Origin of the sequence: Micromonospora rifamycinica, from assembly GCF_900090265.1 — a bacterium.
GTDB lineage: Bacteria > Actinomycetota > Actinomycetes > Mycobacteriales > Micromonosporaceae > Micromonospora > Micromonospora rifamycinica.
Genome location: NZ_LT607752.1, coordinates 5,308,453 through 5,334,897, shown reverse-complemented (window position 1 = coordinate 5,334,897; position 26,445 = coordinate 5,308,453). Strand labels below are relative to the sequence as shown.

The window sequence follows — 26,445 nt, the reverse complement described above, 5'->3', positions numbered from 1 at the left end:
GGTCACCTAGCGTCGGGGCACGGTCACCGGTGGGGGCCGACGAGGTGGGCACGGGAGGCGGGCGATGACGAACGAACCGGTGGAGGTCGACGTGTCGGTGCTGCGGGTCGCGGCCGGCGGGCTGGCCGACGAGGCGCACGCGTTGGCGCAGGGGCTGATGGGCCGGCCCGGGTTGGTGCCGTCCGCGCCGGGATGGCGGGCCGGCACGGCGCTGGCCGGGCTGGAGTCGGCGGTGCACGCCTGGCACGGGGCGCTCGGCGTCCGGGTGGCGGAGACCGGCGCCGCCCTGCGCGCCGCCGCCGAGGCGTACGCGGCGGCCGACGACCGGGCCGCCGGGCGGCTGGTCGGCCGACTCCGATGATCGGGTACGCCCAGCTCTGGACCGCTTCCCCCGGTGACTGGGACGCCGCGGGGGTGGCCTGGCGCGGGGTGGACGCGCCCGTCGGGCGGCGGCGGGCCGGGCTGGCCGACCGGGCGGCGGCGCTACGCACGGGCTGGCGCGGCACGGCGGCCACGGCGGCCGACGTCCGGCTCGGCGGGCTGCGGGCGGAGTTGACGACCATCCTGCCGGCGCTGGTCGAGACCGAGCAGGCGCTCGCCGAGTTCGCCGGTCGGCTCCGGGTGGCGAAGGCCCGCCTCGCCGAGGCGGTGGCGGTCGCCGACCGCACCGGAGTGGCGGTCGACCGGCACGGCGGGGCACGGGCGGCCCCGCAGGCCTGGCACGGCCCGGAGTCCGGCGCGCTGCCGGGCCACCCCGACCCACGACCCGCCGGGGCGGGGACGGTCTCCCCGGCGGCGGTGGGTCAGGTGGCGGCGGCCCTGCGGGAGGCGCTCACCCAGGCCGACGCGGCCGACCGGGAGGCCACCGCCCGGTTGACCGAGCTGGCCGGGGCGGCCCGTACCGGCTGGGTCGAGCCGCCGCCACCCGGGCGACCGGCCGACGACGCCACCCCGGCGACGGTCCGCGCCTGGTGGGCCGGCCTCACCCCGGCCCAGCGGCGTTGGCTGGTGCTGCACGAGCCGGCCCGGACCGGGCCGCGTGACGGGGTGCCGGCGGCGGCGCGGGACCAGGCGAACCGGTTGCTGCTGGCGGGGCACCGGGAGGCGCTGCTGGCCGAACGGCGGTCGCTGTCGGCCCGCCGGCCGGGCGAGCGCGCCGCGCTACGGCGGATCGACCGGGCGCTGGCCGTCCTGGACCGGCTCGCCGGCCGGCTGGCCTCGACGGGGACGCCCAGGGCTTACCTGCTCGGGCTCGACCCGGCCGGCGACGGGCGGGCGATCGTCGCGCTGGGCAACCCGGACCGGGCCGCCCGGGTGCTGACCTACGTGCCGGGGATGACCAGCGACCTCGCCGACGTCCCCGGCGAACTGGGCCGGGCCGCCCGGGTCCAGGCCCGGTGCACCGCCATCGCCCCGGGCGAGGAGACGGCGGCGGTGCTCTGGCTGGACTACGACGCCCCCGACTTCCTGCCCGAGGCCTCCTCGCCGGCCCAGGCCCGGGACGCCGGGTCGGCGCTGCACCGGTTCCAGGAGGGGCTGCGCGCCACCCACGACGGGCCGGCGGCCCGGCAGACCGTGCTCGGGCACAGCTACGGCTCGCTGGTGGTGGGCAGCGCCGCCCGGGACCACGGGCTGGCCGCCGACGCGTTGGCCTTCGTCGGCTCACCCGGCGTCGGGGTGGACCGGGCCGACGCGCTCGGTCTACCGCCGGACCGGGTCTGGGCCAGCACCGCCCGCGACGACGTGATCGCGCTGGTCGAGCCGCCCCGCGACCTGGCCGGTCGGGCGGTGCTGGCCACCTCGCCGCTGGCCAGCGCCGCCTGGCTGCTCCGCCCGGACGACCACCAGCTGTGGTTCGGGCACGACCCGAGCGATCCGGGCTTCGGCGGCCGGACCTTCCCCAGTGGCCGGTACGGTCACACCGGCTACTGGGAGCCCGGCAACCCCGCCCTGGACGGGATGGCCCGGATCGTGCTCGGCCGATGACCGGCGTCCTACTCGACGGTGACCGACTTCGCCAGGTTGCGCGGCTGGTCGACGTCGTGCCCCCGGGCGGCGGCGATCTCGGCCGCGAGCACCTGCAGGGGGACGGTGGTGACCAGCGGCGCGAGCAGGGTGGGCGTACGCGGCACGTAGATCAGGTGGTCGGCGTAGCGGACGACCGCCTGGTCGCCCTCCTCGGCGATCACGATGGTCCGTGCCCCCCGGGCCCGGACCTCCTGGATGTTCGAGACGACCTTGTCGTGCAGCATGCCCCGGCCGACCGGCGACGGCACCACGCAGATCACCGGGGTGCCCTTGTCGATCAGGGCGATCGGCCCGTGCTTCAGCTCACCGGCGGCGAACCCCTCGGCGTGCATGTACGCCAGCTCCTTGAGCTTGAGCGCACCCTCCAGGGCGACCGGGTAGCCGACGTGCCGGCCGATGAAGAGCACCGTCGGCTCGGACTTCAGCTCCCGGGCCAGCTCCCGCACCGGCTCGATCCGGCCGAGCAGCTCGCGCAGCTTGTCCGGCATCTCCTGGAGCTGGGCCACCACCGCGCCGACCTCGTCGGCGAACTTGATCCCGCGTACCTGGGCCAGGTGCAGGCCGATCAGGTAGCAGGCGACCAGCTGGGTGAGGAACGCCTTGGTGGAGGCGACCGCGATCTCCGGGCCGCCGTGGGTGTAGAGCACCGCGTCGGACTCACGCGGGATGGTGGAGCCGTTGGTGTTGCAGATGGCCAGCACCCGGGCCTTCTGCTCCTTGGCGTGCCGCAGCGCCATCAGGGTGTCCATCGTCTCGCCGGACTGCGAGATCACCACGATCAGGGTGGACCGGTCGAGCACCGGGTCGCGGTAGCGGAACTCGCTGGCCAGTTCCACCTCGCAGGGGATCCGGGTCCAGTGCTCGATGGCGTACTTGGCGACCATGCCGGAGTGGTACGCGGTGCCGCAGGCGACGATGAAGATCTTGTCGACGTCGCGCAGGTCCTGGTCGCTGAGGCGGACCTCGTCCAGGGCGATCTCCCCGGTCTCGGTGAGCCGGCCGAGCAGGGTGTCCGCGATGGCCTGCGGCTGCTCCTCGATCTCCTTGAGCATGAACCAGTCGTAACCGCCCTTCTCGGCGGCCGACGAGTCCCAGTCGATGTGGAAGTCCTTGCCGGTGGCCGGCTCCCCGTCGAAGTCGGTGATCTCGATGCTGTCGGCGGTGATCAGGACGAGCTGGTCCTGGCCCAGCTCGACCGCCTCGCGGGTGTGCTCGATGAACGCCGCGACGTCGCTGGCCAGGTAGTTCTCCCCGTCGCCCCGGCCGACCACCAGCGGCGAGTTACGCCGCGCGCCGACCACCGCACCGGGGACGGCGGCGTCCACGGCGAGCAGGGTGAAGGCGCCCTCCAGCCGTCGGCACACCACCCGCATCCCGGCGGCGAGCAGCTGGGGGCCGTCGGTCCCACCCGCCGCGCGCAGCTCGGCGAGCGCACGGGCGAGCAGGTGAGCGGCGCACTCGGTGTCGGTGTCGCTGGTGAACTGGACCCCGTCGTCCTCCAGCTCGGCGCGGAGCTTGGCGAAGTTCTCGATGATGCCGTTGTGGATCACGGCGACCCGGCCGTCGGGGGCCACGTGCGGGTGGGCGTTACGGTCGGTCGGCCCGCCGTGGGTGGCCCACCGGGTGTGCCCGATGCCGGTGGTGCCGTCGCCGATGCCGACCGGGCTGGCGGCGCAGTCCTCCGGGTTGCTGGCGGCCCGCTCGGAGAGCACCTTCTCCAGGTTGGCCAGCTTGCCGGCCTTCTTCTCGGTGAGCAGCTCGTCGTCGCACACGATCGCGACCCCGGCCGAGTCGTACCCCCGGTACTCCAGCCGGCGCAGCCCGTCGAGCACGATGCCGAGCGCCGGGCGCGAGCCGGCGTAACCCACGATTCCACACATGGTCCGCAGCCTAACCCAGTTTCGCTCATCGCGCGTGCGCAGAAGCCGGGTAAACAATCACCGAAATTGAGCGAACGGATGGTGACCGGCGACAACCGGACGCCCGCCCCACCCGTTCGACGACGCGGGCTTGCGGACCGCCCGACCGTACGACAGTCTCTCGGCGACCCTGGGACGCCCAGGGACGGCCCGCTCGCCCCCTTTCCCACCCTCGCGTCCCCGGAGCGACCATGTCCGACGCGCCCCCACCCGGCGACCCCTCACCCGCGGCCGGCGACACGCCGCCCCCCGCCGACGCGGCGGCTGGCGCGTCCGCCTGGCCTGCGCCGGATCCGCTCGCGGTGCCACCACCCTGGGCGGCCCCCGACCCATGGCCCGGGCCGCCGTCGACCGGTGGTCGGGCCGCCCCGGCTCCTCCCGGCACGCCCGCCGGGGGCTGGGCGGGCATGGCCCCGGTTCCGCCCGGCGGGATGCCCGGCAGGCCACCTGCCGTGGGCTGGGCCGGCGTGGACCCGACCAGGCCCGGCGCGATGCCCGGTGGACTACCCGGCCACGGGTGGCCGCCCCCGGGTTACCCGCCGCCGTTCGCCCACCCGGGGTACCCGCCGCCGGGCGGCCGGAGTTCCACCGGTCAGGTGGTGGCGATCGTGGTGGCGGTGGTCGTGCTGCTCGTCCTGGGCTTCTGCGCCTGCGCCTGCGGGGGCGGTGCGCTGCTGGGTCAACTCGTGCCGGAGTCGACGACCGGGGACGACTACGACTACGACGATCCCGAGCCCGATTGGCCACCGCAGCCGCACCGACCGGCCACGCCCGTCGCCGTGCCCACCCGCGGTCCGGCGGGGCACACCGTACGGTGGGTTCCGCCGGCTGACCGGTGCCACGCCATGCCGGCCCGGTCCGCTGACCCGCCCACCGGCCCGGGGCACGCCGGGCGGGCGCAGCCCCGCGACCGTCCCGGACATGGCGACCCCGCGCCGTGCGGAACCGGGCGTGCCCGAGCCGTAGGCTGACGGGCGTGACGACGCCGACCGATGTCGACCCGCTGGTGGCCCGGATGCGCCCGTTCGGGACGACCGTCTTCGCCGAGATGTCCGCGCTCGCCGTCCGGACCGGGGCGGTCAACCTGGGCCAGGGCTTCCCGGACACCGACGGGCCGCCGGAGATGCTGGCCGCCGCCGCCGAGGCGCTGCGCTCCGGGCAGAACCAGTACCCGCCCGGTCCGGGGATCCCCGTGCTGCGCCGGGCCGTCGCCGAGCACCAGCACCGTTTCCACGGCCTGACGTACGACCCGGACGGCGAGGTGATCGTCACCGCCGGGGCCACCGAGGCGGTCGCCGCGAGCATCCTGGCGCTCTGCGAGGCGGGCGACGAGGTGGTCTGCTTCGAGCCGTACTACGACTCGTACGCGGCGTCGATCGCGTTGGCCGGCGCGGTACGGCGACCGGTGACGTTGCGCCCCGGCGACGACGGCCGGTACGCCTTCGACCCGGCCGAGTTGCGGGCCGCGTTCGGGCCGCGTACCCGGCTGGTGCTGCTGAACTCCCCGCACAACCCGACCGGGAAGGTCTTCACCGCGCCGGAGTTGGCGCTGGTCGCCGACCTCTGTCGGGAGCACGACGTGTACGCGGTCACCGACGAGGTGTACGAGCACCTCGTCTTCACCGACGCCGCCTCCGCTCACCTACCGCTGGCCACCCTGCCCGGGATGCGGGAACGCACCCTGCGCATCTCGTCGGCCGGCAAGACGTTCTCCTGCACCGGGTGGAAGGTGGGCTGGGTCAGTGGCCCCGCCGCGCTGGTCTCGGCGGTGCTGCGGGTCAAGCAGTTCCTCACCTTCGTCAACGCGGCACCGCTGCAACCGGCGGTCGCCGTGGCACTGGCCCTGCCCGACGACTACTACACCGGCTTCCGAGACGCCCTCCAGCGGCAGCGGGACCTGCTGATCGACGGCCTGACCGACGCCGGTTTCACGGTGCTCACCCCGGAGGGGACGTACTTCGTCACCGCCGACATCACCGGTCTCGGCGGTCGCGACGGGCTGGAGTTCTGCCGCTCCCTGCCGGAGCGCTGCGGCGTGGTCGGCGTACCCACCCAGGTCTTCTACGACGACGTCGAGGCCGGTCGCCGGCTGGTCCGGTTCGCCTTCTGCAAGCGTCCCGAGGTGCTGAGCGAGGCGGTCACCCGGCTGCGCACGCTGGCCGACCAGCACTGACCAGCACCCTGGTCACCCCGGCCGACCCGCACTGACCGGCACCCTGGTCGCCCGTCGACGGCGGCGGACCGCGCGGCGGCGATCACCCGGCGACCGGCACACCCGCACCGGCAGGCCTGACCGGTGCCGGCTCAGCTGGCAGGGCTGGCGGTACGGACGTGTTCGGCGATCCGCTCGGCCACCGACCGGGCCGTCTCCTCGGTGCCGGCCTCGACCATCACCCGTACCAGCGGTTCGGTGCCGGACGGGCGGAGCAGCACCCGGCCGGTCTCCCCCAGCTCGGCCTCGGCCCGCTCGACCTCGGCCCGCACGGCGGGCGCGGCGGCCCCGACCGTCCGGTCGCCGACCGGCACGTTGATCAGCACCTGGGGCAGCTTGGTGACCACCGAGGCCAGCTCGGCCAGGGAGCGGCCGGTGGCGGCCATCCGGGCCATCAGGTGCAGGCCGGTGAGGACACCGTCCCCGGTGGTGGCGTGCGCGGGCATCACCAGGTGGCCGCTCTGCTCGCCGCCGAGGGCGAGGCCGGAGGCGCGCAGCTCCTCCAACACGTACCGGTCGCCGACCTTGGTCTCGACCAGCCGGATGCCCTGCGCGGACATGGCCAGCCGCAGGCCGAGGTTGCTCATCACGGTGGCGACCAGGGTGTCCCGGGTCAGCTCGCCGGCGTCCCGCAGGGCCAGGGCGAGGATCGCCATCAGCTCGTCACCGTCGACCTCCGCGCCGTCGGCGTCGACCGCCACGCACCGGTCGGCGTCGCCGTCGTGGGCGAGGCCCAGGTGCGCGCCGTGCTCGACCACGGCGGCCCGCAGCCCGTCGAGGTGGTTGGAACCGCACTCGTCGTTGATGTTGAGGCCGTCCGGCTCGGCGTGGATCGCGATCACCTCGGCGCCGGCCTCCCGGTAGGCGACCGGGGCGACCTCGGCGGCGGCGCCGTTGGCGCAGTCGACCACGACCTTGATGCCGTCGAGGCGGTGCGGCACGGTGCCGACCAGGTGCTGCACGTAGTGGTCGGCGCCGTCGAGCAGGTCGTGCACCCGGCCGACCCCCGCGCCGACCGGGCGGTCCCAGGCCGTGGTGGCGTTCGCCTCGACGGCCGCCTCGATCCGCAGCTCGATCTCGTCGGGCAGCTTGTGCCCTCCGGCGGCGAACAGCTTGATCCCGTTGTCCGGCATCGGGTTGTGCGACGCGGAGAGCATCACACCCAGGTCCGCCTTGGCCTCGGCGGTCAGGAACGCCACGGCGGGGGTGGGCAGCACGCCGACCCGGACCACGCTCGCTCCGGCGCTGGTCAGGCCGGCGACCACGGCGGCCTCCAGCATCTCGCCGCTGGCCCGGGTGTCCCGCCCGACCACCGCCAGCGGCGGGTGGCTGCGGTCCGACTCGGCCAGCGTGTGCGCGGCGGCCACCGCCACGGCGAGCGCCAACTCCGGGGTGAGATCGACGTTCGCCCGCCCGCGTACGCCGTCCGTGCCGAACAACCGCCCCATACCCGCCAACCTCCGGTGCAACTGCGATGAGTGGAGAAAGCGCGACGGCCGGGCCACCTCCCGCGGAGGGGAGGCGGACCCGGCCGTTCGTCAGAAGTACAACGCGCCGTTGGTGATCAGCGCTTCGAGTACTGCGGAGCCTTACGGGCCTTCTTGAGACCGTACTTCTTGCTCTCCTTGACCCGGGCGTCCCGGGTGAGGAAGCCGGCCTTCTTCAGGGCCGGGCGGTCGTCCGGCTCGCTGACGATCAGCGCGCGGGCGATGGCCAGCCGCAGCGCACCCGCCTGGCCGGTGGTGCCGCCGCCCCGCAGGTTGGCGATGACGTCGAACATCTCGGGCTTCTCGGCGGTGACCAGCGGGTCCTTGATGAGCTGCTGGTGCACCTTGCTCGGGAAGTAGGCCTCGAGGTCGCGGCCGTTGCAGGTGATCTTGCCGCTGCCCGGGACGATACGGACCCGGACGATGGCCTCCTTGCGGCGGCCGACGGTCTGGATCGGCCGGTCACCATGCGGCGCGCGGGCGACGGGCGCGGGCGCTTCGGTGGCCTCGGGGGCGACCTCGGTCTCGATGATGTCGGTCATGCTGTTTCCTTCGCCCTCGCTCACTGCGCGATCTGCTTGATCTCGAACGGCACCGGCTGCTGCGCCAGGTGCGGGTGCTCGGCACCGGCGTAGACCTTCAGCTTCTTGATCAGCTGACGGCCGAGCTTGTTGTGCGGGAGCATCCCCTTAACCGCCAGCTCGATGGCCCGCTCGGGCCGCTTGGTCAGCAGCTCGTCGTAGCCGACCTGCTTGAGGCCGCCCGGGTAACCGGAGTGCCGGTAGGCGACCTTGGTCTGCCGCTTGTTGCCGGTCAGCGCCACCTTGCCCGCGTTCACGATGACGACGAAGTCGCCCGTGTCGACGTGCGGCGCGAAAGTCGGCTTGTGCTTGCCGCGCAGCAGCGTGGCGGCGTGGGTGGCCAGGCGGCCCAGCACGACATCAGAGGCGTCGATAACGTGCCACTGACGCTCGATCTCACCCGGCTTCGGGCTGTACGTACGCACAGGTCTACCTTGTCTCGTCGTCGGTCTGGGGTCGCGCGCCGAGGTGACCAGAGGCTTCCCGGCCGGACCAGCGCGCACGAACGACCAAGCGTACCTGAGCGGCACGCCTCTGGATGTCGTACAACAGCAGGCAACGATACCCGGCACCCCAGCGGCTGGTCAAAACGGGGGGTCGGCCGGCGTGGCCGACGATTCCACCGCATGACGAGGGTCACACACCGACCAGCTTCCCGGGGCCGGGCCGCAGGTAGACCGCCCAGGTGACCACGAAACAGAGCGCGTACCAGCCGATGAAGGCCAGGTAGGCGGCGTCCGCGTTGCCCGAGGTGAGGAAGGACTGCCGGAAGGCCACGTTCACCAGCACCCCACCCGAGGCGCCGACCGCGCCGGCGATGCCGATCAGCGCCCCGGAGCGCCGTCGCGCCCGGCGCTGCGCCGCGGCCGGGTCGCCGGTCAGCTCCGCCTCGGCCACCGCCCGGACCCGGAAGATCGCCGGGATCATCTTGTACGTCGACCCGTTGCCGATGCCGGAGAAGACGAACAGCGCCAGGAACCCGGCCAGGTAGAGCGGGAACGACCGCTCCCGGGCGGCGTAGAGCACCAGCCCGGCCCCGGCGGCCATCGCGACGAAGTTCCAGAAGGTCACCCGCGCCCCGCCCAGCCGGTCGGCGAGCTGCCCGCCGAGCGGCCGGATCAGCGAGCCGATCAGCGGCCCGAGGAAGGTCAGCCAGGCCGCGTCGACCGGGGTGGGGAACCGCTCGGCGAACTGGAGCTGGAGCACCTGGCCGAAGGCGAAGCCGAAGCCGATGAACGAGCCGAAGGTGCCCACGTAGAGCAGCGACATCACCCAGGTGTGCCGGTCGCGGGCGGCCTCGCGCAGCGCGCCGGGCTCGTTGTGGGCGTCCGGGATGTTGTCCAGCCAGCGGGCCGCGGCGAGCGCGGCCAGCACGATCAGCGGCAGGTAGACCGCCGGCACCAACCGGGGGTACGCCGCCCCGGCGGTGGCCAGCACCGCCAGCCCGACCAGCTGCACGGCCGGCACGCCGAGGTTGCCGCCACCGGCGTTGAGCCCGAGCGCCCGGCCCTTGAGCCGGTCCGGGAAGAACAGGTTGATGTTCGCCATCGACGAGGCGAAGTTGCCGCCGCCGACCCCGGTCAGGCAGGCCAGCACCATCAGCGTCGAGTACGACACCCCCGGCTCCAGCAGCACCGCCATCGGCACCGCCGGTACCAGCAGCAGCAGCGCGCTGACTATCGTCCAGTTCCGCCCGCCGAAGCGGGCCACCGCCAGGGTGTACGGCAGCCGCAGCACCGCCCCCAGCGCGGCCGGCACGGCGGTGAGCAGGAACTTCCCGGCCGGGTCGATGCCGTACGCTGGGCCGAGGAAGAGCACGGTGACCGACCAGAGGCTCCACACCGAGAACCCGACGTGCTCGGCGAAGATCGACACCCAGAGGTTGCGTCGGGCGATCGGGGCTCCGGTGGTCCGCCAGAAGGTGGGGTCCTCGGGACGCCAGTCGTCGATCCGGTGCCGCCGACCCGCCCCGGTCATGGCCGCCCCGGTCACGGCGGTCCCGTCGGACGCGATGGTCCCGTCGGACGCGATGGTCCCGTCGGACGCGATGGTCCCGTCGGACGCGATGGTCCCGTCGGACGCGATGGTCCCGTGGGTGGCGATGGCCGGGGCCTGCGGGTCGGCGGCCGGGGCCTGCGGGTCGGTGCCGGTGGCCGGCGGATCGGCGGCGGTGCTGCGGGCGAGCGTGCTCACGGCGACTCCTCCTGCTGGTCGTGGTGAGCCGAACGCTAGGCAGGCCTGGTTTCCCGGAGGGTGCCTCCTCCGGGTCGTTCCGGAAACGGAGATCGCACCTCGGCCCGGATCCGGTGGTGAGACGGCCCACGGAACGCAACGGCCCGGCGACCGGACGGAGCAGCGGCCGGACGACACGACGGCCGGACCGGACGGCGGCCGAACGGCCCGGCGGAGCGGCAGCCGGGCGGTCAGAGTTCCTGGAGGATACGCAGCGCCCGGGTGACCCGGCGCATGGTCTCGGTGTCGGCGACGTCCACGCACTCGGTGAACCACTTCTTCATCGGCGCCGACAGCCGGTCGGGCATCACCACGTTCGCGCCCATCGGCACGGCGAGCGGAGAGTCACGCAGCAGCGCGGTCTCGACCACCTCGGCGACGATCACGATCGGCACGTCGGTGGAGTTGTAGACGTCGGAGCTGATCACCAGCCCGAGCCGTTCCCGGGCGCCCTCGATGCGCCAGACCTCTCCCCTACGCAGCACGTGGGCGACCACCGAAGAGCACGTCGGCGACCATCCCCACCTCGCGGGCGTCGGCGAGGGCGGCGGACTCCAGGTCGAGCCCGGCCCGGCCGACCGCCTCGGCGTGGGCGGTGAAGACCTCCCGTAGCGCCTTCTCCCGGGCGGCCTGGTCCATCCAGGCGGACAGGGAGAGACCTTCCCGCTTGGCGAACCGGCGGGCCTGCTCGATCGTCTCGTCCGAGAACGAGAGAGTCACCTTCGCAGTCATGCCACCGATCCTACCCCTGGTATGACCACCGGTCATTCCCCGCCCGGACCAGCCGGACGGGTGGGCCAGCCGACGAGGCGGGCGGCCAGACAGCCGGGCGGGCAACCCGGCCAGGCGGGTCAGGCGACCGGGCGGTGGCCGCCGAAGACGGCGAACCGCCACGCCTTGTAGAAGCAGTCCACGTCGACCAGGCCGGCGTCGGCCAGCCAACGGCACTGGTCGGCCACCGCCGCCGGACGGTCGTGCCGCATCCGCTCCCGGGCGGCGGCGATCTCGGCGTCGTCCGAGCCGCGCGCGGCGGTCTGCGCCAGCCAGACCTCGTCGTACCGGCGGTCCAGGGCCGGGGTGGGACCGGCCACCTGCTCGGCGTTGACGAACACCCCGCCGGGCCGCAGCGCGTCGGCCGCCCGGCGGTAGAGCGCCCGCTTGCCGTCGTCGTCGAGGTGGTGCACGGCCAGCGCGGAGACCACCGCGTCGTACCGGCCGGGCGGGAGCGGGCCGGCCAGGTCGGCCAGCACGGTGCGGTGCGCCACCCCCCGGGCGGCCAGCCCCTCGGCGGCCACCGCGAGCATCCGCGCGGCCCCGTCGACCAGGGTCACCCGCACGCCGGGCAGCGCGGCGGTGAGCAGCAGCGAGAGCAGCCCGGTGCCGGCGCCCAGGTCGAGCACCTCGGGGGTACGCCCGGCGGCGAGCGCGGCCCGCAGCGGTGGGGCGGCCACCTCGACGGCGGCGGCGTAGAAGTCGTCGAAGCAGGGGACGAGCCGGCGACGGGCCTGGTCGTACGAGCCCGCCACCGCATCGAAGGCCGCCGTCACGTCCATGCTCAGCTCCTCTCACATCATGGGAAAACTGTCTCACAGTATAGACCCTGCCGGCCGACACGTTTCCCCTGTGCGGTGTGAGCCGCTCTTGACAGGACCGAAACAGAAGGGACGCGGGTCGGAAACCGCCCGGCGGCACGCTTTCCCGACATGACAGACGGTGCACGCGCCGCGACGCGAACGGGGCCACCTCCCCGGGAGGCGGAGACGCACTGCCCGTACTGCGCCCTCCAGTGCGGCATGGTCCTGCGGGACGACGGGGGCGGCGGGATCGAGGTCCGGCCCCGGGAGTTCCCCACCAACCGGGGCGGGCTGTGCCAGAAGGGCTGGACCGCCGCCGAGCTGCTCGACCACCCCGACCGGCTGACCACCCCCCTGGTCCGCGACCCGTCCGGCGAACTGCGCCCGGCCGACTGGGACGTCGCGCTGGACCGGATCGCCACCGGGCTGCGCACCGTCCGACGTGACCACGGGCGCGACGCGGTCGCGGTCTTCGGCGGCGGCGGGCTCACCAACGAGAAGGCGTACGCCCTCGGCAAGTTCGCCCGGGTGGCGCTGCGGACCCGGCACATCGACTACAACGGCCGGTGGTGCATGTCCTCGGCCGCCGCGGCCGGGCTGCGCGCCTTCGGCGTCGACCGGGGACTGCCCTTCCCGCTGACCGACCTGGGCCGCACGGAGACCCTGCTGCTGGTGGGCGCGAACCCGGCCGAGACCATGCCGCCGCTGATGCGGCACCTGGCCGACCAGCAGGCCCGGGGCGGCCGGCTGATCGTGGTCGACCCCCGGCTGACCGCCACCGCCCGCCAGGCCGACCTGCACCTGCAACCGCTGCCCGGCACCGACCTCGCGGTCGCCAACGCGCTGCTGCACATCGCGCTCACCGAGGGCCTGGTCGACCGGGAGTACGTGGCCGCCCGCACCGAGGGCTTCGACGCGGTACGCCGTACCGTCGCCGGGTACTGGCCGGCCGAGGTGGAGCGGCTCTCCGGGGTGCCGGTGGCCGACCTGGAGGAGACCGCCCGCGCGCTCGGCACCGCCGGCTCGGCGGTCATCCTCACCGCCCGGGGCGCCGAACAGCACGCCAAGGGCGTCGACACGGTCAGCGCGTACGTCAACCTCGCCCTCGCCCTCGGTCTGCCCGGCCGCCCCTACTCCGGGTACGGCTGCCTCACCGGCCAGGGGAACGGCCAGGGTGGACGCGAGCACGGCCAGAAGGCCGACCAGCTCCCCGGCTACCGCAAGATCGACGATCCGGCGGCCCGGGCCCACGTCGCCGCGGTCTGGGGGGTGGACCCCGCCGAGCTGCCCGGTCCCGGCGTGCCGGCCTATCAGCTCCTCGATTCGCTCGGCACCCCCGGCGGTCCCCGCGCGCTGCTGGTCTTCGGCTCCAACCCGGTGGTCTCCGCGCCCCGGGCGGCCCGGGTCGAGTCCCGGCTGCGCGGGCTGGACCTGCTGGTGGTGGCCGACTTCCTGCGTTCCGAGACGGCCGAGCTGGCCGACGTGGTGCTACCGGTCGCCCAGTGGGCCGAGGAGGACGGCACGATGACCAACCTGGAGGGTCGGGTGCTGCGTCGCCGCGCGCTGCGCGAGCCACCCCCCGGCGTCCGCACCGACCTGGCGGTCCTCGCCGCCCTCGCCGCCCGCCTCGACGACCCCGCCCCGGGGGGCGCGGCCGGCCCGACCGGCGGCGAGCCGACGAGCAGCGGTCCGGCGGGGATGCCGGACGGGACCGCCCCGACCGGCGGTGATCCGGCGGGGGTGGCGGACGGCACCGTCCCGGCCCGCTTCCCGACCGACCCGAGGGTGGTCTTCGCCGAGCTGCGGCGGGCCTCCGCCGGGGGCGTCGCCGACTACGCCGGGGTCACCTGGGACCGGATCGAGTCGTCCGACGGCGTCTTCTGGCCGTGCCCCGACCCGGAGGGGCCGGACACCCCCCGGCTCTTCGCCGACACCTTCCCCACCCCGTCCGGCCGGGCCCGGTTCCATCCGGTCCAGCACCGGCCGGCGGCCGAGGAGGTCTGCGCCGACTACCCGCTGCACTTCACCACCGGGCGGGTGCTGGCCCAGTACCAGTCGGGCACGCAGACCCGGCGGGTCGCCGCGCTGCGCCGGGCCGCCCCACGGGGCTTCGTCGAGCTGCACCCCGACCTGGCCGCCCGGCTCGGGGTCGCCGAGGGTGACGAGGTACGGGTCGCCTCCCGCCGGGGTGAGCTGCTGGCACCGGCCCGGCTCAGCCCGACGATCCGGCCGGACACCGTCTTCGCGCCGTTCCACTGGCCCGGGGCGGCCCGCGCCAACTCGGTCACCAACGACGCCGTCGACCCGGTCTCCGGGATGCCCGAGTTCAAGATCTGCGCGGTCCGGGTGGAGCGGGCATGACCGGGCGGATCGTGATCGTCGGGTACGGGATGGCCGGTTCCCGGCTCGCCACCGAGCTGCACGCCCGCAACGGCGACCGGAAGGTCACCGTGCTGGGGGCGGAACCGCACCGGGCGTACAACCGGATCATGCTCTCCACGCTGCTGGCCGGCAAGATCGACGAGCCCGACGTGGAGCTGGCCGAGGTCGCCGGGCAGGGCACCGACGTGCGGACCGGCGTGGCAGCCGAAGCGGTCGACCGGGCGGCCCGGACGGTCCGCACCACCGACGGCGAGCGGATCGACTACGACCACCTGGTCCTCGCCACCGGCAGCCGGGCCGTGGTGCCGCCGCTGCCCGGCCTCGACCCGGCCGCCCTGCCGGCCCGGGTGGCCGTCTTCCGCACCCTGGCCGACTGCCGCCGCATTCTCGCCGCCGCCCGCACCGCCCGCACCGCACTGGTGCTCGGTGGCGGTCTGCTCGGCCTGGAGGCGGCCCGCGGGCTGGCCGCCCGGGGGCTGACGGTGACCGTGGTCCACCCCCACCCGCACCTGATGGAACGGCAGCTCGACCCGGCCGCCGGCGCGGTGCTCGCCGACACCCTGGCCGGGCTCGGCGTCACCAGCCGGCTGGGCGTGCCGGCCACCGGGCTGGCCGCTGACGCCGACCGGGTCCGGCTGCACCTGGCCGACGGCACCCACCTCGACGCCGACCTGCTGGTGCTCTCCTGCGGGGTCCGCCCCGATACCGGGCTGGCCGCCGCCGCCGGACTGGCCGTCGACCGGGGGGTGCTGGTCGACGACCGGCTGCGCACCGGTGACGAGGCGATCTCGGCGATCGGCGACTGTGCCCGCCCCGCCGGTGGTCCGACCGGCCTGGTCGCCCCGGCCTGGGCCCAGGCCCGGGTGGTGGCCCGGCTGCTCACCGGCGAGGACGACACGGCCCGCTACCGGCCCCGGCCGGTGGTGACCCGGCTCAAGGCCGCCGGGATCGACCTGGCCGCGATGGGCGACCCGACCGGCGGGCCGGGTGAGGAGTTGACCTTCGCCGACCCGGCCCGGGGGACGTACGCCCGGCTGCGGATCGACGACGACCGGCTGACCGGGGCGATCCTGCTCGGTGACAACCCGTCGGTCGGCACGGTCGTGCAGCTCTTCGACCGGGGTGGCCCGGTCCCCACCGACCGGCGGGCGCTGCTGCTCGGCCGGTCGCTCGGGGTCGCCCCCGCGACGCCCGCCGCCTCCCCGGCGCTGATGCCGGACGCGGCGACCGTCTGCCAGTGCAACGACGTCGACAAGGGCACCCTGGTCCGCTGCTGGCGGGCCGGTGCCCGGACGGTCGACGAGGTGGTCGCCGCGACCCGGGCGGGCACCGGCTGCGGAGGCTGCCGGCAGGCCGTCGGCGGGATCGTCGACTGGCTGTCCGAGGTGGACTCGGTGGGGACGACCCGATGACCGTGATGACACCACGAGGAGGTGACCCGATGACCGGTGGACGATTGGTCGTCGTCGGCAACGGCATGGTCGGCCAGCGGTTCGTCGAGGCGCTGCGCGCCCGCGACCACGACCGGCGCTGGCAGGTGACGGTGCTCGCCGAGGAGCCCCGCCCGGCGTACGACCGGGTCCGGCTGTCCGCGTTCTTCGACGGGGTGACCGCCGACGAGCTGAACCTGCACACCCCGGACGACGGGGTGCAGCTGCGCCTCGGCGACCCGGTGACCGGGATCGACCGGGACCGGCGGGTGGTGACCACCGCGGCCGGGGAGCACCCGTACGACGCGCTGGTGCTGGCCACCGGGTCGTACCCGTTCGTGCCCCCGGTGACCGGCACCGACCTGCCCGGCGTCTTCGTCTACCGCACCCTGGACGACCTGGAGGCGATCCGGGCGCACGCCCGCGGCCGGGCCACCGGGGCGGTGATCGGGGGTGGCCTGCTCGGTCTGGAGGCCGCCAACGCGCTGCGGCTGCTGGGGCTGCGGACCCACGTGGTGGAGTTCGCCCCCCGGCTGATGCCGGTGCAGGTCGACGAGGCGGGCGGCGCGATGCTGCGGCGCTACGTCGAGGAGCTGGGCGTCACCACCCACCTCGGGGTGGGCACCACCGCGCTGCGGCCCGGCCCGGACGGCACGGTCGCCGCGCTGGACCTCTCCGACGGCGGCACGGTCGCCGCCGACCTGGTGGTGGTGGCCGCCGGCATCCGTCCCCGCGACGAGCTGGCCCGCGCCGCCGGGCTGTCGCTCGGCCCGCGCGGCGGGGTGCTGGTCGACGGGAGCTGCCGCAGCGACGACGAGCGGATCTGGGCGGTCGGCGAGTGCGCGGCCGTCGACGGCGCCTGCCACGGGCTGGTCGCCCCCGGGTACGCGATGGCCGAAGTGGTGGCCGACCGGCTGCTCGGCGGCGCGGCCACGTTCCCGGGCGCGGACAGCGCCACCAAGCTCAAGCTCCTCGGTGTCGACGTGGCGTCGTTCGGTGACGCCCACGGCACCACGCCGGGCTGCCTGGACGTCACGTTCACCGACCCGGCCACCCGCTCGTACGCGAAGCTGGTCCTCTCCGACGACGCGCGGACGCTGCTCGGCGGGGTGCTGGTCGGGGACGCGAGCGCCTACCCGACGCTGCGGGCCAGTGTCGGCGGGCCGCTGCCCGCTCCCCCGCTGGCGCTGCTCGCCCCGGCCGGTGAGGGCGGCGGCGGGGTGACCGCGCTGCCCGGCGCGGCGCAGGTCTGCTCCTGCAACGCGGTGACCCGGGACGACATCGACGCGGCGATCGCCGGCGGGGCGTGCGACGTGCCGGCGCTGAAGGCGTGCACCCGGGCCGGGACGAGCTGCGGCTCCTGCGTGCCGATGCTCAAGTCTCTGCTCGACGCGGCCGGGGTGCAGCAGTCCACCGCCCTCTGTGAGCACTTCGACGCCAGCCGCCAGGAGCTGTTCGACATCGTCCGGGTGCGCGGCATCCGGACGTTCTCGCAGCTCGTCGCCGAGCACGGCCGGGGCCGCGGCTGCGACGTCTGCAAGCCGGTGGTGGCGTCGATCCTCGCCTCGCTGGGTGCCGGCCACGTGCTCGACGGCGAGCAGGCGTCGTTGCAGGACACCAACGACCACTTCCTGGCCAACCTGCAACGCGACGGCAGCTACTCGGTGGTGCCCCGGATTCCGGGGGGCGAGATCACCCCGGACAAGCTGATCGTGATCGGGGAGGTGGCCCGCGACTTCCAGCTCTACACCAAGATCACCGGCGGGCAGCGGATCGACCTGTTCGGCGCGCGGGTCGAGCAGTTGCCGCAGATCTGGCGGCGGCTGGTCGACGCCGGCTTCGAGTCCGGCCACGCGTACGGCAAGGCGCTGCGCACGGTGAAGTCCTGCGTCGGCGAGACCTGGTGCCGGTACGGGGTCCAGGACTCGGTCGGCCTGGCCGTCGCGCTGGAGCTGCGCTACCGGGGACTGCGTGCCCCGCACAAGCTCAAGTCGGCGGTCTCCGGCTGTGCCCGGGAGTGCGCCGAGGCCCGCAGCAAGGACTTCGGCATCATCGCCACCGACACCGGGTGGAACCTCTACCTCGGCGGCAACGGCGGCTTCCGCCCCCGGCACGCCGACCTGTTCGCCACCGACCTGTCCACCGACGAGCTGATCACGCTGATCGACCGGTTCCTGATGTTCTACGTCCGCACCGCCGACCGGTTGCAACGCACCGCCGCCTGGATCGAGGCGATGGACGGCGGGCTGGAGCACCTCCGGTCGGTGATCGTCGACGACTCGCTCGGGCTCTGCGCCGAACTCGACTCGGCGATGGCCCGGCACGTCACGTCCTACTCCGACGAGTGGCGCGACGTGCTGGACGACCCGGAACGGCTGCGTCGCTTCACCTCCTTCGTCAACGCCCCCGACGTGCCCGACCCGTCGATCACCTTCGCGGTGGAACGCGGCCAGCCGGTGCCGGCGCGCGACGCCCGCGCCACCGTCGGCATCGCGCCACCCGGGGGAGCCGCGCCACCCGACGGGACGCCCGCCCGGCGCCGCCAGCCGGTCGCCCTCGGTCTGCCGGAGGTACGGCGATGAGCGACACGGCCACCGTCAGCTGGACCCCGGTCTGCCCACTGGACCGGCTGGAGCCCGAGCGGGGCGTCGCCGCCCTGGTCGACGGGGTGCAGGTGGCGCTCTTCCGGCTCGACGACGAGCTGTTCGCGGTCGACAACCTCGATCCGCTCAGCGGCGCGTACGTGATGTCGCGGGGCATCGTCGGCAGCCGGGGCGGGGTGCCCACCGTCGCCTCCCCCCTGCACAAGCAGGTGTACGACCTGCGAACCGGGCTCTGCCTGGACCTGCCCGGGGTGACCCTGCCCCGGTACGACGTCCGCTGCCGGGACGGCCTGGTCGAGGTGCGGCTGCGACAGGAGGAGTGATGCGGGACGAACTGGCCGGCTTCACCATCGGGGTGACCGCCGACCGGCGACGCGACGAACTGGCCGCGTTGCTGGAACGACGCGGTGCCCGGGTGGTGCTCGCCCCGGCCCTGCGGATCGTGCCGCTGGCCGACGACACCGATCTGCGGGACGCCACCCGGGCCTGCCTGGACCGGCCACCGGACGTGCTGATGGCCAACACCGGCATCGGGATGCGCGGCTGGTTGGAGGCCGCCGAGGGCTGGGGGCTGGCCGAGCCGTTGAAGGCCGTGCTGTCCCGGGCGTACGTGGTGGCCCGCGGTCCCAAGGCGCGCGGCGCGATCCGCGCCGCCGGCCTGCACGACCAGTGGTCGCCCGTCTCGGAGAGCTGCGAGGAGGTGGTCGAGCACCTGTGCCGGCGTGGGGTGGCCGGGCAGGTGATCGCCATGCAGCTGCACGGCGACCGGCAGCCGAAGTGCACCGAGGCGCTGGAGGCCGCCGGAGCCACCGTGATCGAGGTGCCCGTCTACCGGTGGGCCCCGCCGACCGACCCGGCCCCGCTGCACCGGCTGATCGACCTGGTCGCCGGCCGGCTGGTCGACGCCGTCACCTTCACGTCGGCCCCGGCGGCGGAGGCGCTGCTGCGCGCCGCGGGCGACCGCACCGAGACGGTGCTCGCCGCCCTGCGCGGGGACGTGCTGGTCAGCTGCGTCGGCGCGGTCACCGCCGAACCGCTGGTGCGCCGGGGGGTGCCGGTCAGTGCGCCGAGCCGGGCGCGGCTCGGCGCACTGGTCCGCACCATCGTGGACGAGTTGCCGCGCCGTACCCTCACCGTCAAGGCGGCCGGGCACCTGCTGACCCTGCGCGGGCACGCGGCCGTCATCGACGGGGAGTTGCGGCCCCTGGCCCCCGCGCCGATGGCGGTGCTACGGGCGCTCGCCGCCCAGCCCGGCCGGGTGCTGTCCCGGACCGAACTGCTGCGCACGCTGCCCCGGGGGGCCGACGAGCACGCGGTGGAGATGGCGGTGGCCCGGCTGCGGGTGGGGCTGCGGGCACCCCGGGTGGTGCAGACCGTCGTCAAGCGCGGCTACCGGCTCCGGGTGGAGTGAGGCCGGCCCCGGGCGGAGTGCGGCCGGCCCCGGACCCGGCACGGCTGACCCCGGGCAGAGTGCGGCCGGCCCCGCGCCCGGCACGGCTGACCCCGGGCGGCGCACGGTGGCGGCCGGGGTCGCCGGTGGTGACGACCCGGCCCGGGGCCTGCGCCGTCACCACCGGCGACCCGCCCGCGCTCAGCCCACCGGGGTCGGGAAGCCCCGGCCGTGCTCGGCCTGGAGCCGGAGCATGGCGTGCTCGACCACGGTCACCAGCACCTGCTTGACCGACTCCCGGTCCCGGGCGTCGCACATCACCAGCGGCACGTCCGCCGAGATGGCGAGCGCTTCCCGGACCTCCTCCGGCTCGTACAGGTCCGAGCCGTCGAACCGGTTCAGCGCGACCACGTACGGCAGTTTGCGGTTCTCGAAGTAGTCCAGCGGGGCGAAGGCGTCGGTGATCCGCCGGGTGTCCACCAGGACGGCGGCCCCCACCGCCCCCCGGATGATCTCGTCCCACATGAACCAGAACCGGGTCTGCCCGGGGGTGCCGAAGAGGTACAGGATCAGGTCCTGCGCCATGGTGATCCGGCCGAAGTCCATGGCGACCGTGGTGGTCTCCTTGCCGGGCACCTTCGACGGATCGTCGATCCCGACGCCCGCGGCGGTCATCAACGCCTCTGTGGTCAGCGGAGTGATCTCGGAGATCGCTCCGACCAGGGTCGTCTTGCCCACGCCGAAGCCGCCCGCGACCACGATCTTCGCGGAGACGATTCCCCGGCTCTGGCGCGACCCGACGGGGTCATAGCCTGCGAAGTCCACTTAGCACCCTTCCAAGGATTTCCATTCGCTCCTCGAACCCCTCGGCGGGAGCGGCAGTGTGTAGCGTGAGCAGACCGTCGGCGACCAGGTCGGCGACCAGCACCCGGGCGACGCCCAACGGCATCCGGGTGTACGCGGCGATCTCCGCCAGCGACTGCGCCCGACCCTCGCAGACGGTGGCGATGCGGTACTTGTCGTGCCCGGCGAAGCGGGACTCGGCCACCTGGGTCGCGCTGGAGGTGAGCACCGCCTCCAGCGCGATGTCCCGGCTCGGCTCGGTGCGGCCCCGGGTGACCGCGTACGGACGGACCAGTGCTCCACGGGGATCCCGTCGGGGGTCCATGCCGCGATCACCTCCTCCCGCCCGGGTCCGCCCCGGTCGCCTCGTCCCCGGCCGGACGCGGTCGCGCCCGGCCACCCCTCCGGCGTGCTACGAACGCACGGCGTCCCGGGGCAGCGGCACCAGCGCCGCGCCCACCCGCTCGACCAGCAACGCCATCTCGTAACCGACCTGGCCGACGTCGCAGCTGCGGGCCGCGAGCACCGCCATCGACGAGCCGTCACTGATCGACATCAGGAACAGGTAACCGCTGTCCATCTCGATCACTGTCTGCAGCACCCCGCCAGCGCTGAACATCCGGGCGGCACCCTCGGTCAGACTCACCACGCCGGAGGTGATCGCGGCGAGCTGGTCGGCCCGGTCGGTGGGCAGGTCCCGCGAGGAGGCGAGCAGCAGCCCGTCCGCGGACACCGCCACCACGTGGGCGATGCCCGCCACGCTGTCGGCGAAGTTGGTGAGCAGCCAACCCATGTCCTGCATGGCAGCTGGCCTGTTCATCGGTTCGTCTCCTTGGTCGAGGTGCTGTTGAGGTCCGCGCCCGCGGTGCGTCCGCGCTGCACACCGCGGTGGTACGCCGAGAGCAGGCCGCGTACTTCGTCGGGGGTACGGCGACTGCGGTCCCGGCCGCCCTTCGGCTCGATCCCGCCGGGCACGAGCTGGGCCTGCGGCACCCGCTTCGGCAGGCCCGAGCGGGTGGTGCCGGCGCTGGCGGGCTCGGCCGCCTGGCTGGCCCGGGACCATCCCTCGTCGGCCGCCGTCCGCCAGGCCTCGGAGTCGCCACCGGCCGGGGCCGCCGGGGCCTCGGTGGCGGCGTGCGGTGGCGCGGGCGGCGCGTCGGTGGTGGCGTATGTCGGCGGCACGGTGGCGGCCGGCGTGTCGGGGACGGTCACGGCGGGCGCCTCCGCAGGGGCCGGGGCGGGCGTGACGGTCGGGGTGCCGGCCGCGGTGGGCGCGGCGGGTACCCGGGTCGGCAGCGGTGGGCGGGACGGCCGGGCCGCGCCGTTCGACCGGGCCGGTGCGGCGGGCGGCTCGTCGTCGAAGCGGGGCCGGGTGAAGATCGCGGTGGCGTCGTCCCCGTGGGACCGGAACCACACCGCCTCCATCTCCCGGAAGATCGGCGAGTCGGCCGGCCGGTCCGGGCGGGCCACCACCGGCGCAGCCGGCGTCGGCGGCGCGTACGACGCCGCCGGAGGGCTGTACGGCGCGGCGGGGGCGGCGTACGACGACGCAGCCGGTGCCGCGAACGGGGTGGCGGCGGGGGCACCCGCGAACGGGGTGGCGGCGGGGGCACCCGCGAACGGACCCGCAGCGGGGGCACCCGCGTACGGACCGGCGGCAGGGGCACCCGCGTAGGGAGCAGCGGCGGGGGCACCCGCGTACGGACCGGCGGCGGGGGTGCCGGCGAACGGCATCGCCGGGCCACCGTAGGAATCCGCGGTGGTGGGGGCGGCCAGCGCACCGGCGACCGGGCCGACCGGGAGCACCGGGGTGGCCTCGGCCGGCGCGGCCCGCCTCGGCAGCGGGTCGATGGTCGGGTTCGCCACCGTGGGGCTGCCGGCCGAGAAGGCGGAGAACCCGGAGTCGGCAGCGGGGGCGGAGACGGGGGTCAGCGGGGGCGCGGAGACCGGGCCGCCGAACTGCACGGCCGGGGCGGTGTCCCGGGCGTCCACCGGCGACTGCCAGGCGGCCGGCGCCGGCGGGGTGGTCCGCCACTGGTCGGTCAACGTCGCCGCGGCGCTGCGGGCACCGGCGAAGGCGTTGCCGATACCGGTCGTGGCGGGCGCGGGCTGCTCGACCGCCAGCGGCTGGCGCGGCCGGTTGACCGCCTGGTCCCGACCCCGGTGGGCGGGGAGCACCACGGTGGCGTTGGGCAGCGTCACCTGCGCCACGGTGCCGCCCTCGACGTTGCGGCGCAGCTCCACCCGGATGCTGTAGCGACCGGCGAGCCGGCTGACCACGGCGAGACCCATCAGCCGGAAGGCGGCCACGTCCACGGTGGGCGGCGCGGCGAGCCGACGGTTGAGCGAGTCCAACTGCTCGTCGGTCAGGCCCAGTCCCCGGTCCTCGATCTGGATCAGCACGTAGTCGCGGATGCGTCGGCCGTCGGCGACCACGGTGGTGGTCGGCGAGGAGAAGCGGGTGGCGTTGTCCAGCAGCTCGGCGACGAGCCGTACCACGTCGTTGACGGCGTGGGCGGCGACCGAGATGTCGGTGTCGACGGTGCCGAACTCGATCCGGTTGTAGAGCTCCACCTCGGACTGGGCGGCCCGCAGCACGTCGACCAGCAACGCGTCGTCGCGACGCGGTACGGCCGAGTCGGCACCGGCCAGCACCAGCAGGTTCTCGTCGTTGCGGCGCATCCGGGTGGCGAGGTGGTCGAGTTCGAAGAGCTGGGCCAGCCGCTTCGGGTCCTCCTCGCCGCGCTCGATCGCGTCCAGCTCGCCGATCATCTTGTCGACCAGGGTCTGACTGCGCCGGGCCAGGTTCAGGAACATCGCCGAGACGCTGGTCCGCAGCGCCGCCTGCTCGGCGGCGACCCGGACGGCCTCCCGGTGGACCACGTTGAAGGCCAGCGCCACCTGGCCGACCTCGTCCCGGTTGGTCAACCGGATCGGATCCCGTACCTGCCGGACGATCTCCTCCACGCCGCCGTCGCTGACGCTGCCCATGTTCTGCAGCCGCTTGACCGCGTCCGGCAGGTCGTGGTTGGCCACCGACAGGGCACCCTCGCGCAGCCGGCGCAGCGAGTGGTTCAGCGAGCGGGCCAGCACCACGGCGAGGGTGATCGCCGTGATCAGGGTGAGCAGCACCAGCACCGACTCGATGACGGCCTGCTGGATCACGTCGCTGCGGGCCTGCTCGGAGCGGGCGAGCAGGGTGTCCTGGAGCTGGATCTCGGTCCACCGCATCAGGTCGTTGACCGCGCCGATCGAGGCGCTGGCGTCGCCCGCGCTGACCGGACTGCGCTGCCCGACCGAGCGGGTGATGTCGGCGGCCACCCGGTCGGCCAGACCGACGGCGTCCCCGGAGACCGCGCCGTCGACCAGCGCCCGCTGGGTGGGGTCGGCGGCGAGGGAGAAGCCGAGCAGCGCCTCCTGCTGGCTGGTCAGGGTCGCCACGAAGGAGGAGAACTGCTCCTCGTCCAGGCGTCCACCGACCAGCGCGGTGTAGGCGACCGCCTCCTCCTCGGCGACGGCGGCCTTGGCCCGGCTGAACGCGGCCACCGCGCGGCGGGCGTCCGCCAGGCTCTCCTGCCCGGACAGCTGCGCCAGGGTGTCGCCGTACGAGACCAGGTCGGTGAGGATCACGCCGTACCGCAGGGTGGCCTCGGCGACCGGCATCTGCCGGCGGTCGAGCACCTCCTGGCGGGTCGCGTCGAGCGTCCGCAGGTGGTCGTCGATCACGGTGAGCCGGTCCCGCACGGCGGTCGGCACCTCGCCGAGGTCGGTGCGCTCGGCCCGGTAGCTGTTGACCCGCTCACCGGTGGCCCGCACCCGCAGGTTGTAGTCGTCCGGGCGCAGCTGGGGGTTGGCCAGAAAAGCTGCGGCGGCCATCCGTTCCTTGTGCAGATCCTGCGTCAGCGCGGAAACCTCGATGGACAGTGCCGTCAGTGACCGGATCTGAGTAGCGTCTACAGCACCCTCGGTAGTGGACACCAGTCGCATTGTTGCCAACAGGACGACTGCGGCGACCGGCACGACCAGAATGAGGGCGAGCTTGGAGCGAATGCGCGCGTCCCGCAGCCGGGGCAGTCGGCGTCCCCGTTCAGGTCCGGCGCTTTCGCCTGGCTCGGGCAGGGCCGTCGGTCCGGTGCTCACGACATCGCCTCCGTCGTATCTTCCACACGCCTGACCCGCCGACCCGCGCCTGGTGCAACGGACAGCGCCATGCGCGGCACGGCCGCGATTTCATCAGAGAAGATCCTGTTTGGGAAGTCGGCAACGAGGCAGAAATCGGTCGGCCGACACGTCGGTCGCCTTTTGCCCTCATTAGCAGGCCACCCCTGAACAGGGCATGTCACTCCAGAGTGTTCGTTCGCCTCTGATGAGTGAGCATCGGTAAATATCTGATGTCCCCACGATGTGAGATTCGCGTCCCGAAACCGCCGACAGCTCCGCGCTTGACCGCAGCGCCCCCGCATTGGCAAGGTTTTGCAGGCTTTCGCGCACACCGTACGGCACCCAATCCCGTTTCTCCACTGAGGACGGACTAGCGGCGGTGAGGGGCCTGCCCCACGCCGCACATGGAGGACTGAGTTGAGCCCCATCCGCTCCGCGACCATCGTGGCGCTCGCATCGGCCGTGCTGGCCACCACGCTCACCGGCTGCTCGTTCGGGGCGGCAGAGGAGGACGACAGCCCGATCACCATCGGCGCCGACCTCGAACTCTCCGGTGCCGCCGCGCCGGTCGGCAAGGCGTACCAGCGCGCCCTGGAACTGAAGGTCGACCAGTTGAACGCCTCCGGCGCACTGGGCAAGCGGAAGGTCAGACTGACGGTCAAGGACAACCGGTCCGACGTCAACGAGTCGCTGCGCAACGTCGGCGACTTCAGCAACGACGCCAAGGTCCACGCCATCATCATGGGTGGCTGCAACGAGTGCGCCGTCGGCGCCGTCCGCACCATCAACGAGCGGAAGATCCCGACGATCGCGCTCGCCCCGTCGGGGGCGGTCGCCAGCCCGGCCCCTGAACGCCGGTACGTGTTCAAGCTCGCGCCGAACGCCGCCGACAGCGCCGCCGCCCTCACCGTCGAGCTGCGCCGGCGCGGGATCACCGAGGTCGGCATCCTGCACAGCGCGGACGACTACGGCCGGGAGGGCCTGGCCGCGTTGGACGACGAGTTCCGCAAGGTCGGCATCAAGCGGGTCCGGGCCGAGGCGGTCCGCACCACCGACACCGAACTCGGCGAGCCGATCCGCCGGCTCGCCAACCGCGACCCCGCCGGCCTGATCATCTGGACCCCGCCGGAGCAGGCCGCCCTCGCCGCCACCGCCGCCGACCAGTCCGGCTACGCCGGGTCGCTCTTCTTCGACGCCGCCGCCGCCGGCGACCTGTTCCTGGGCGGCTCCGGCCGGGCCACCGAGCGGGCCACCCTGATCTTCACCCAGACCATGGTGATCGACGACGTCATCGCCACCACCCCGGCCAAGGCCGCCCGCCGGCAGTGGTTCCAGGACTACACCGCCCGGTTCGGCGGCTACAACGGACTCTCGTCGTTCGCCGCCGACGCGGTCCAGCTGATCGCCGACTCCGCGCTGCGGGCCGGCGGTCCGACCGGCAGCGTCAACCGGGACGGCCTCCGCGACGTCCTGGAGACGTCCCAGCTCGACGGCCTGTCCGGACCGATCCGGATGACCCCGGACAACCACTCCGGCCTGATGCCGCAGGCGCTGACCACGCTGGTGGCCCGGGGCGGCCGATGGCGGCTGGCCGGCTGACGGG

The 26,445-nt window shown here is 74.4% G+C and carries 21 protein-coding genes; 9 read left to right on the top strand and 12 right to left on the bottom strand.

Annotation, left to right across the window (positions count from 1 at the left end; translation table 11 throughout):
* Positions 1 to 64 precede the first annotated feature (64 nt).
* Positions 65 to 361 (top strand): hypothetical protein, encoded by a 297-nt coding sequence (locus tag GA0070623_RS22430; RefSeq protein ID WP_067313505.1) that lies wholly within the window; start codon positions 65 to 67, stop codon positions 359 to 361.
* A complete protein-coding gene (locus GA0070623_RS22425; RefSeq protein ID WP_067313508.1) occupies positions 358 to 1,986 on the top strand; it encodes an alpha/beta hydrolase in 1,629 nt (542 codons plus the stop codon). The genes GA0070623_RS22430 and GA0070623_RS22425 overlap by 4 nt, the downstream gene beginning before the upstream one ends.
* An 8-nt stretch (positions 1,987 to 1,994) precedes the next feature.
* Here the strand turns inward: GA0070623_RS22425 and glmS are convergent, their stop codons facing one another.
* Positions 1,995 to 3,908 carry a glutamine--fructose-6-phosphate transaminase (isomerizing) gene (gene glmS, locus GA0070623_RS22420; protein ID WP_067313510.1) on the bottom strand — a complete coding sequence of 638 codons (1,914 nt, stop codon included), beginning with the start codon at positions 3,906 to 3,908 and terminating at the stop codon, positions 1,995 to 1,997.
* 1,015 nt (positions 3,909 to 4,923) lie between these two features.
* Between glmS and GA0070623_RS22410 the strand changes: the two genes are divergently transcribed.
* Positions 4,924 to 6,120 (top strand): pyridoxal phosphate-dependent aminotransferase, encoded by a 1,197-nt coding sequence (locus GA0070623_RS22410; RefSeq protein ID WP_084261535.1) that lies wholly within the window; start codon positions 4,924 to 4,926, stop codon positions 6,118 to 6,120.
* 131 nt (positions 6,121 to 6,251) lie between these two features.
* On the opposite strand, the gene glmM is transcribed toward GA0070623_RS22410, so the two are convergent.
* From glmM to GA0070623_RS22375, 7 genes are all read right to left on the bottom strand, one after another.
* Positions 6,252 to 7,607 (bottom strand): phosphoglucosamine mutase, encoded by a 1,356-nt coding sequence (gene glmM, locus GA0070623_RS22405; protein WP_067313514.1) that lies wholly within the window; start codon positions 7,605 to 7,607, stop codon positions 6,252 to 6,254.
* A 116-nt stretch (positions 7,608 to 7,723) separates the two neighbouring features.
* Entirely contained in the window at positions 7,724 to 8,188 is a 465-nt protein-coding gene (gene rpsI / locus GA0070623_RS22400) for a 30S ribosomal protein S9 (protein ID WP_067313518.1), read from the bottom strand.
* Between the two features lie 20 nt (positions 8,189 to 8,208).
* Positions 8,209 to 8,652 carry a 50S ribosomal protein L13 gene (gene rplM / locus GA0070623_RS22395; protein WP_007465158.1) on the bottom strand — a complete coding sequence of 148 codons (444 nt, stop codon included), beginning with the start codon at positions 8,650 to 8,652 and terminating at the stop codon, positions 8,209 to 8,211.
* A gap of 211 nt (positions 8,653 to 8,863) precedes the next feature.
* Entirely contained in the window at positions 8,864 to 10,204 is a 1,341-nt protein-coding gene (locus GA0070623_RS22390; RefSeq protein WP_067313521.1) for an MFS transporter, read from the bottom strand.
* Between the two features lie 446 nt (positions 10,205 to 10,650).
* A complete protein-coding gene (locus tag GA0070623_RS22385) occupies positions 10,651 to 10,956 on the bottom strand; it encodes a type II toxin-antitoxin system PemK/MazF family toxin (RefSeq protein ID WP_172898447.1) in 306 nt (101 codons plus the stop codon).
* Positions 10,934 to 11,191: a DUF6364 family protein gene (locus GA0070623_RS22380; RefSeq protein WP_067314550.1), complete on the bottom strand. Its 258-nt coding sequence runs from the start codon at positions 11,189 to 11,191 to the stop codon at positions 10,934 to 10,936. Before GA0070623_RS22380 ends, GA0070623_RS22385 begins: the two co-directional genes overlap by 23 nt.
* Positions 11,192 to 11,310: 119 nt before the next feature.
* Entirely contained in the window at positions 11,311 to 12,012 is a 702-nt protein-coding gene (locus GA0070623_RS22375) for a class I SAM-dependent methyltransferase (RefSeq protein ID WP_067314548.1), read from the bottom strand.
* A 150-nt stretch (positions 12,013 to 12,162) separates the two neighbouring features.
* Here GA0070623_RS22375 and GA0070623_RS22370 point away from each other — a divergent pair, with 150 nt between their 5' ends.
* From GA0070623_RS22370 to GA0070623_RS22350, 5 genes are read left to right on the top strand one after another with little or no spacing between them, the layout of a single operon-like run.
* Positions 12,163 to 14,394 (top strand): molybdopterin oxidoreductase family protein, encoded by a 2,232-nt coding sequence (locus GA0070623_RS22370; protein ID WP_084261584.1) that lies wholly within the window; start codon positions 12,163 to 12,165, stop codon positions 14,392 to 14,394.
* The gene (locus tag GA0070623_RS22365) at positions 14,391 to 15,827 is read left to right on the top strand and encodes an FAD-dependent oxidoreductase (RefSeq protein WP_067314544.1); all 1,437 of its coding nucleotides are present in this window, start codon (positions 14,391 to 14,393) and stop codon (positions 15,825 to 15,827) included. The genes GA0070623_RS22370 and GA0070623_RS22365 overlap by 4 nt, the downstream gene beginning before the upstream one ends.
* Before the next feature lie 29 nt (positions 15,828 to 15,856).
* Complete coding sequence (gene nirB, locus GA0070623_RS22360; RefSeq protein WP_067314542.1) at positions 15,857 to 18,427, top strand: nitrite reductase large subunit NirB; 2,571 nt, start codon at positions 15,857 to 15,859, stop codon at positions 18,425 to 18,427.
* A complete protein-coding gene (gene nirD / locus GA0070623_RS22355; RefSeq protein ID WP_067314540.1) occupies positions 18,424 to 18,771 on the top strand; it encodes a nitrite reductase small subunit NirD in 348 nt (115 codons plus the stop codon). The genes nirB and nirD overlap by 4 nt, the downstream gene beginning before the upstream one ends.
* Complete coding sequence (locus tag GA0070623_RS22350; RefSeq protein WP_067314538.1) at positions 18,771 to 19,859, top strand: uroporphyrinogen-III synthase; 1,089 nt, start codon at positions 18,771 to 18,773, stop codon at positions 19,857 to 19,859. Before nirD ends, GA0070623_RS22350 begins: the two co-directional genes overlap by 1 nt.
* A gap of 180 nt (positions 19,860 to 20,039) precedes the next feature.
* Here the strand turns inward: GA0070623_RS22350 and GA0070623_RS22345 are convergent, their stop codons facing one another.
* From GA0070623_RS22345 to GA0070623_RS22330, 4 genes are all read right to left on the bottom strand, one after another.
* Positions 20,040 to 20,663 (bottom strand): GTP-binding protein, encoded by a 624-nt coding sequence (locus GA0070623_RS22345; protein WP_067313315.1) that lies wholly within the window; start codon positions 20,661 to 20,663, stop codon positions 20,040 to 20,042.
* Positions 20,644 to 21,006, bottom strand: a complete 363-nt coding sequence (locus GA0070623_RS22340) for a DUF742 domain-containing protein (RefSeq protein ID WP_067313317.1) — start codon at positions 21,004 to 21,006, stop codon at positions 20,644 to 20,646. Before GA0070623_RS22340 ends, GA0070623_RS22345 begins: the two co-directional genes overlap by 20 nt.
* An 87-nt stretch (positions 21,007 to 21,093) precedes the next feature.
* Positions 21,094 to 21,501, bottom strand: coding sequence for a roadblock/LC7 domain-containing protein (locus tag GA0070623_RS22335; protein ID WP_067313320.1), 408 nt, complete (start codon positions 21,499 to 21,501; stop codon positions 21,094 to 21,096).
* Complete coding sequence (locus GA0070623_RS22330) at positions 21,498 to 24,821, bottom strand: sensor histidine kinase (RefSeq protein WP_067313322.1); 3,324 nt, start codon at positions 24,819 to 24,821, stop codon at positions 21,498 to 21,500. Before GA0070623_RS22330 ends, GA0070623_RS22335 begins: the two co-directional genes overlap by 4 nt.
* Positions 24,822 to 25,259: 438 nt before the next feature.
* Here GA0070623_RS22330 and GA0070623_RS22325 point away from each other — a divergent pair, with 438 nt between their 5' ends.
* A complete protein-coding gene (locus GA0070623_RS22325; RefSeq protein ID WP_067313324.1) occupies positions 25,260 to 26,441 on the top strand; it encodes an ABC transporter substrate-binding protein in 1,182 nt (393 codons plus the stop codon).
* Positions 26,442 to 26,445: the final 4 nt, after the last annotated feature.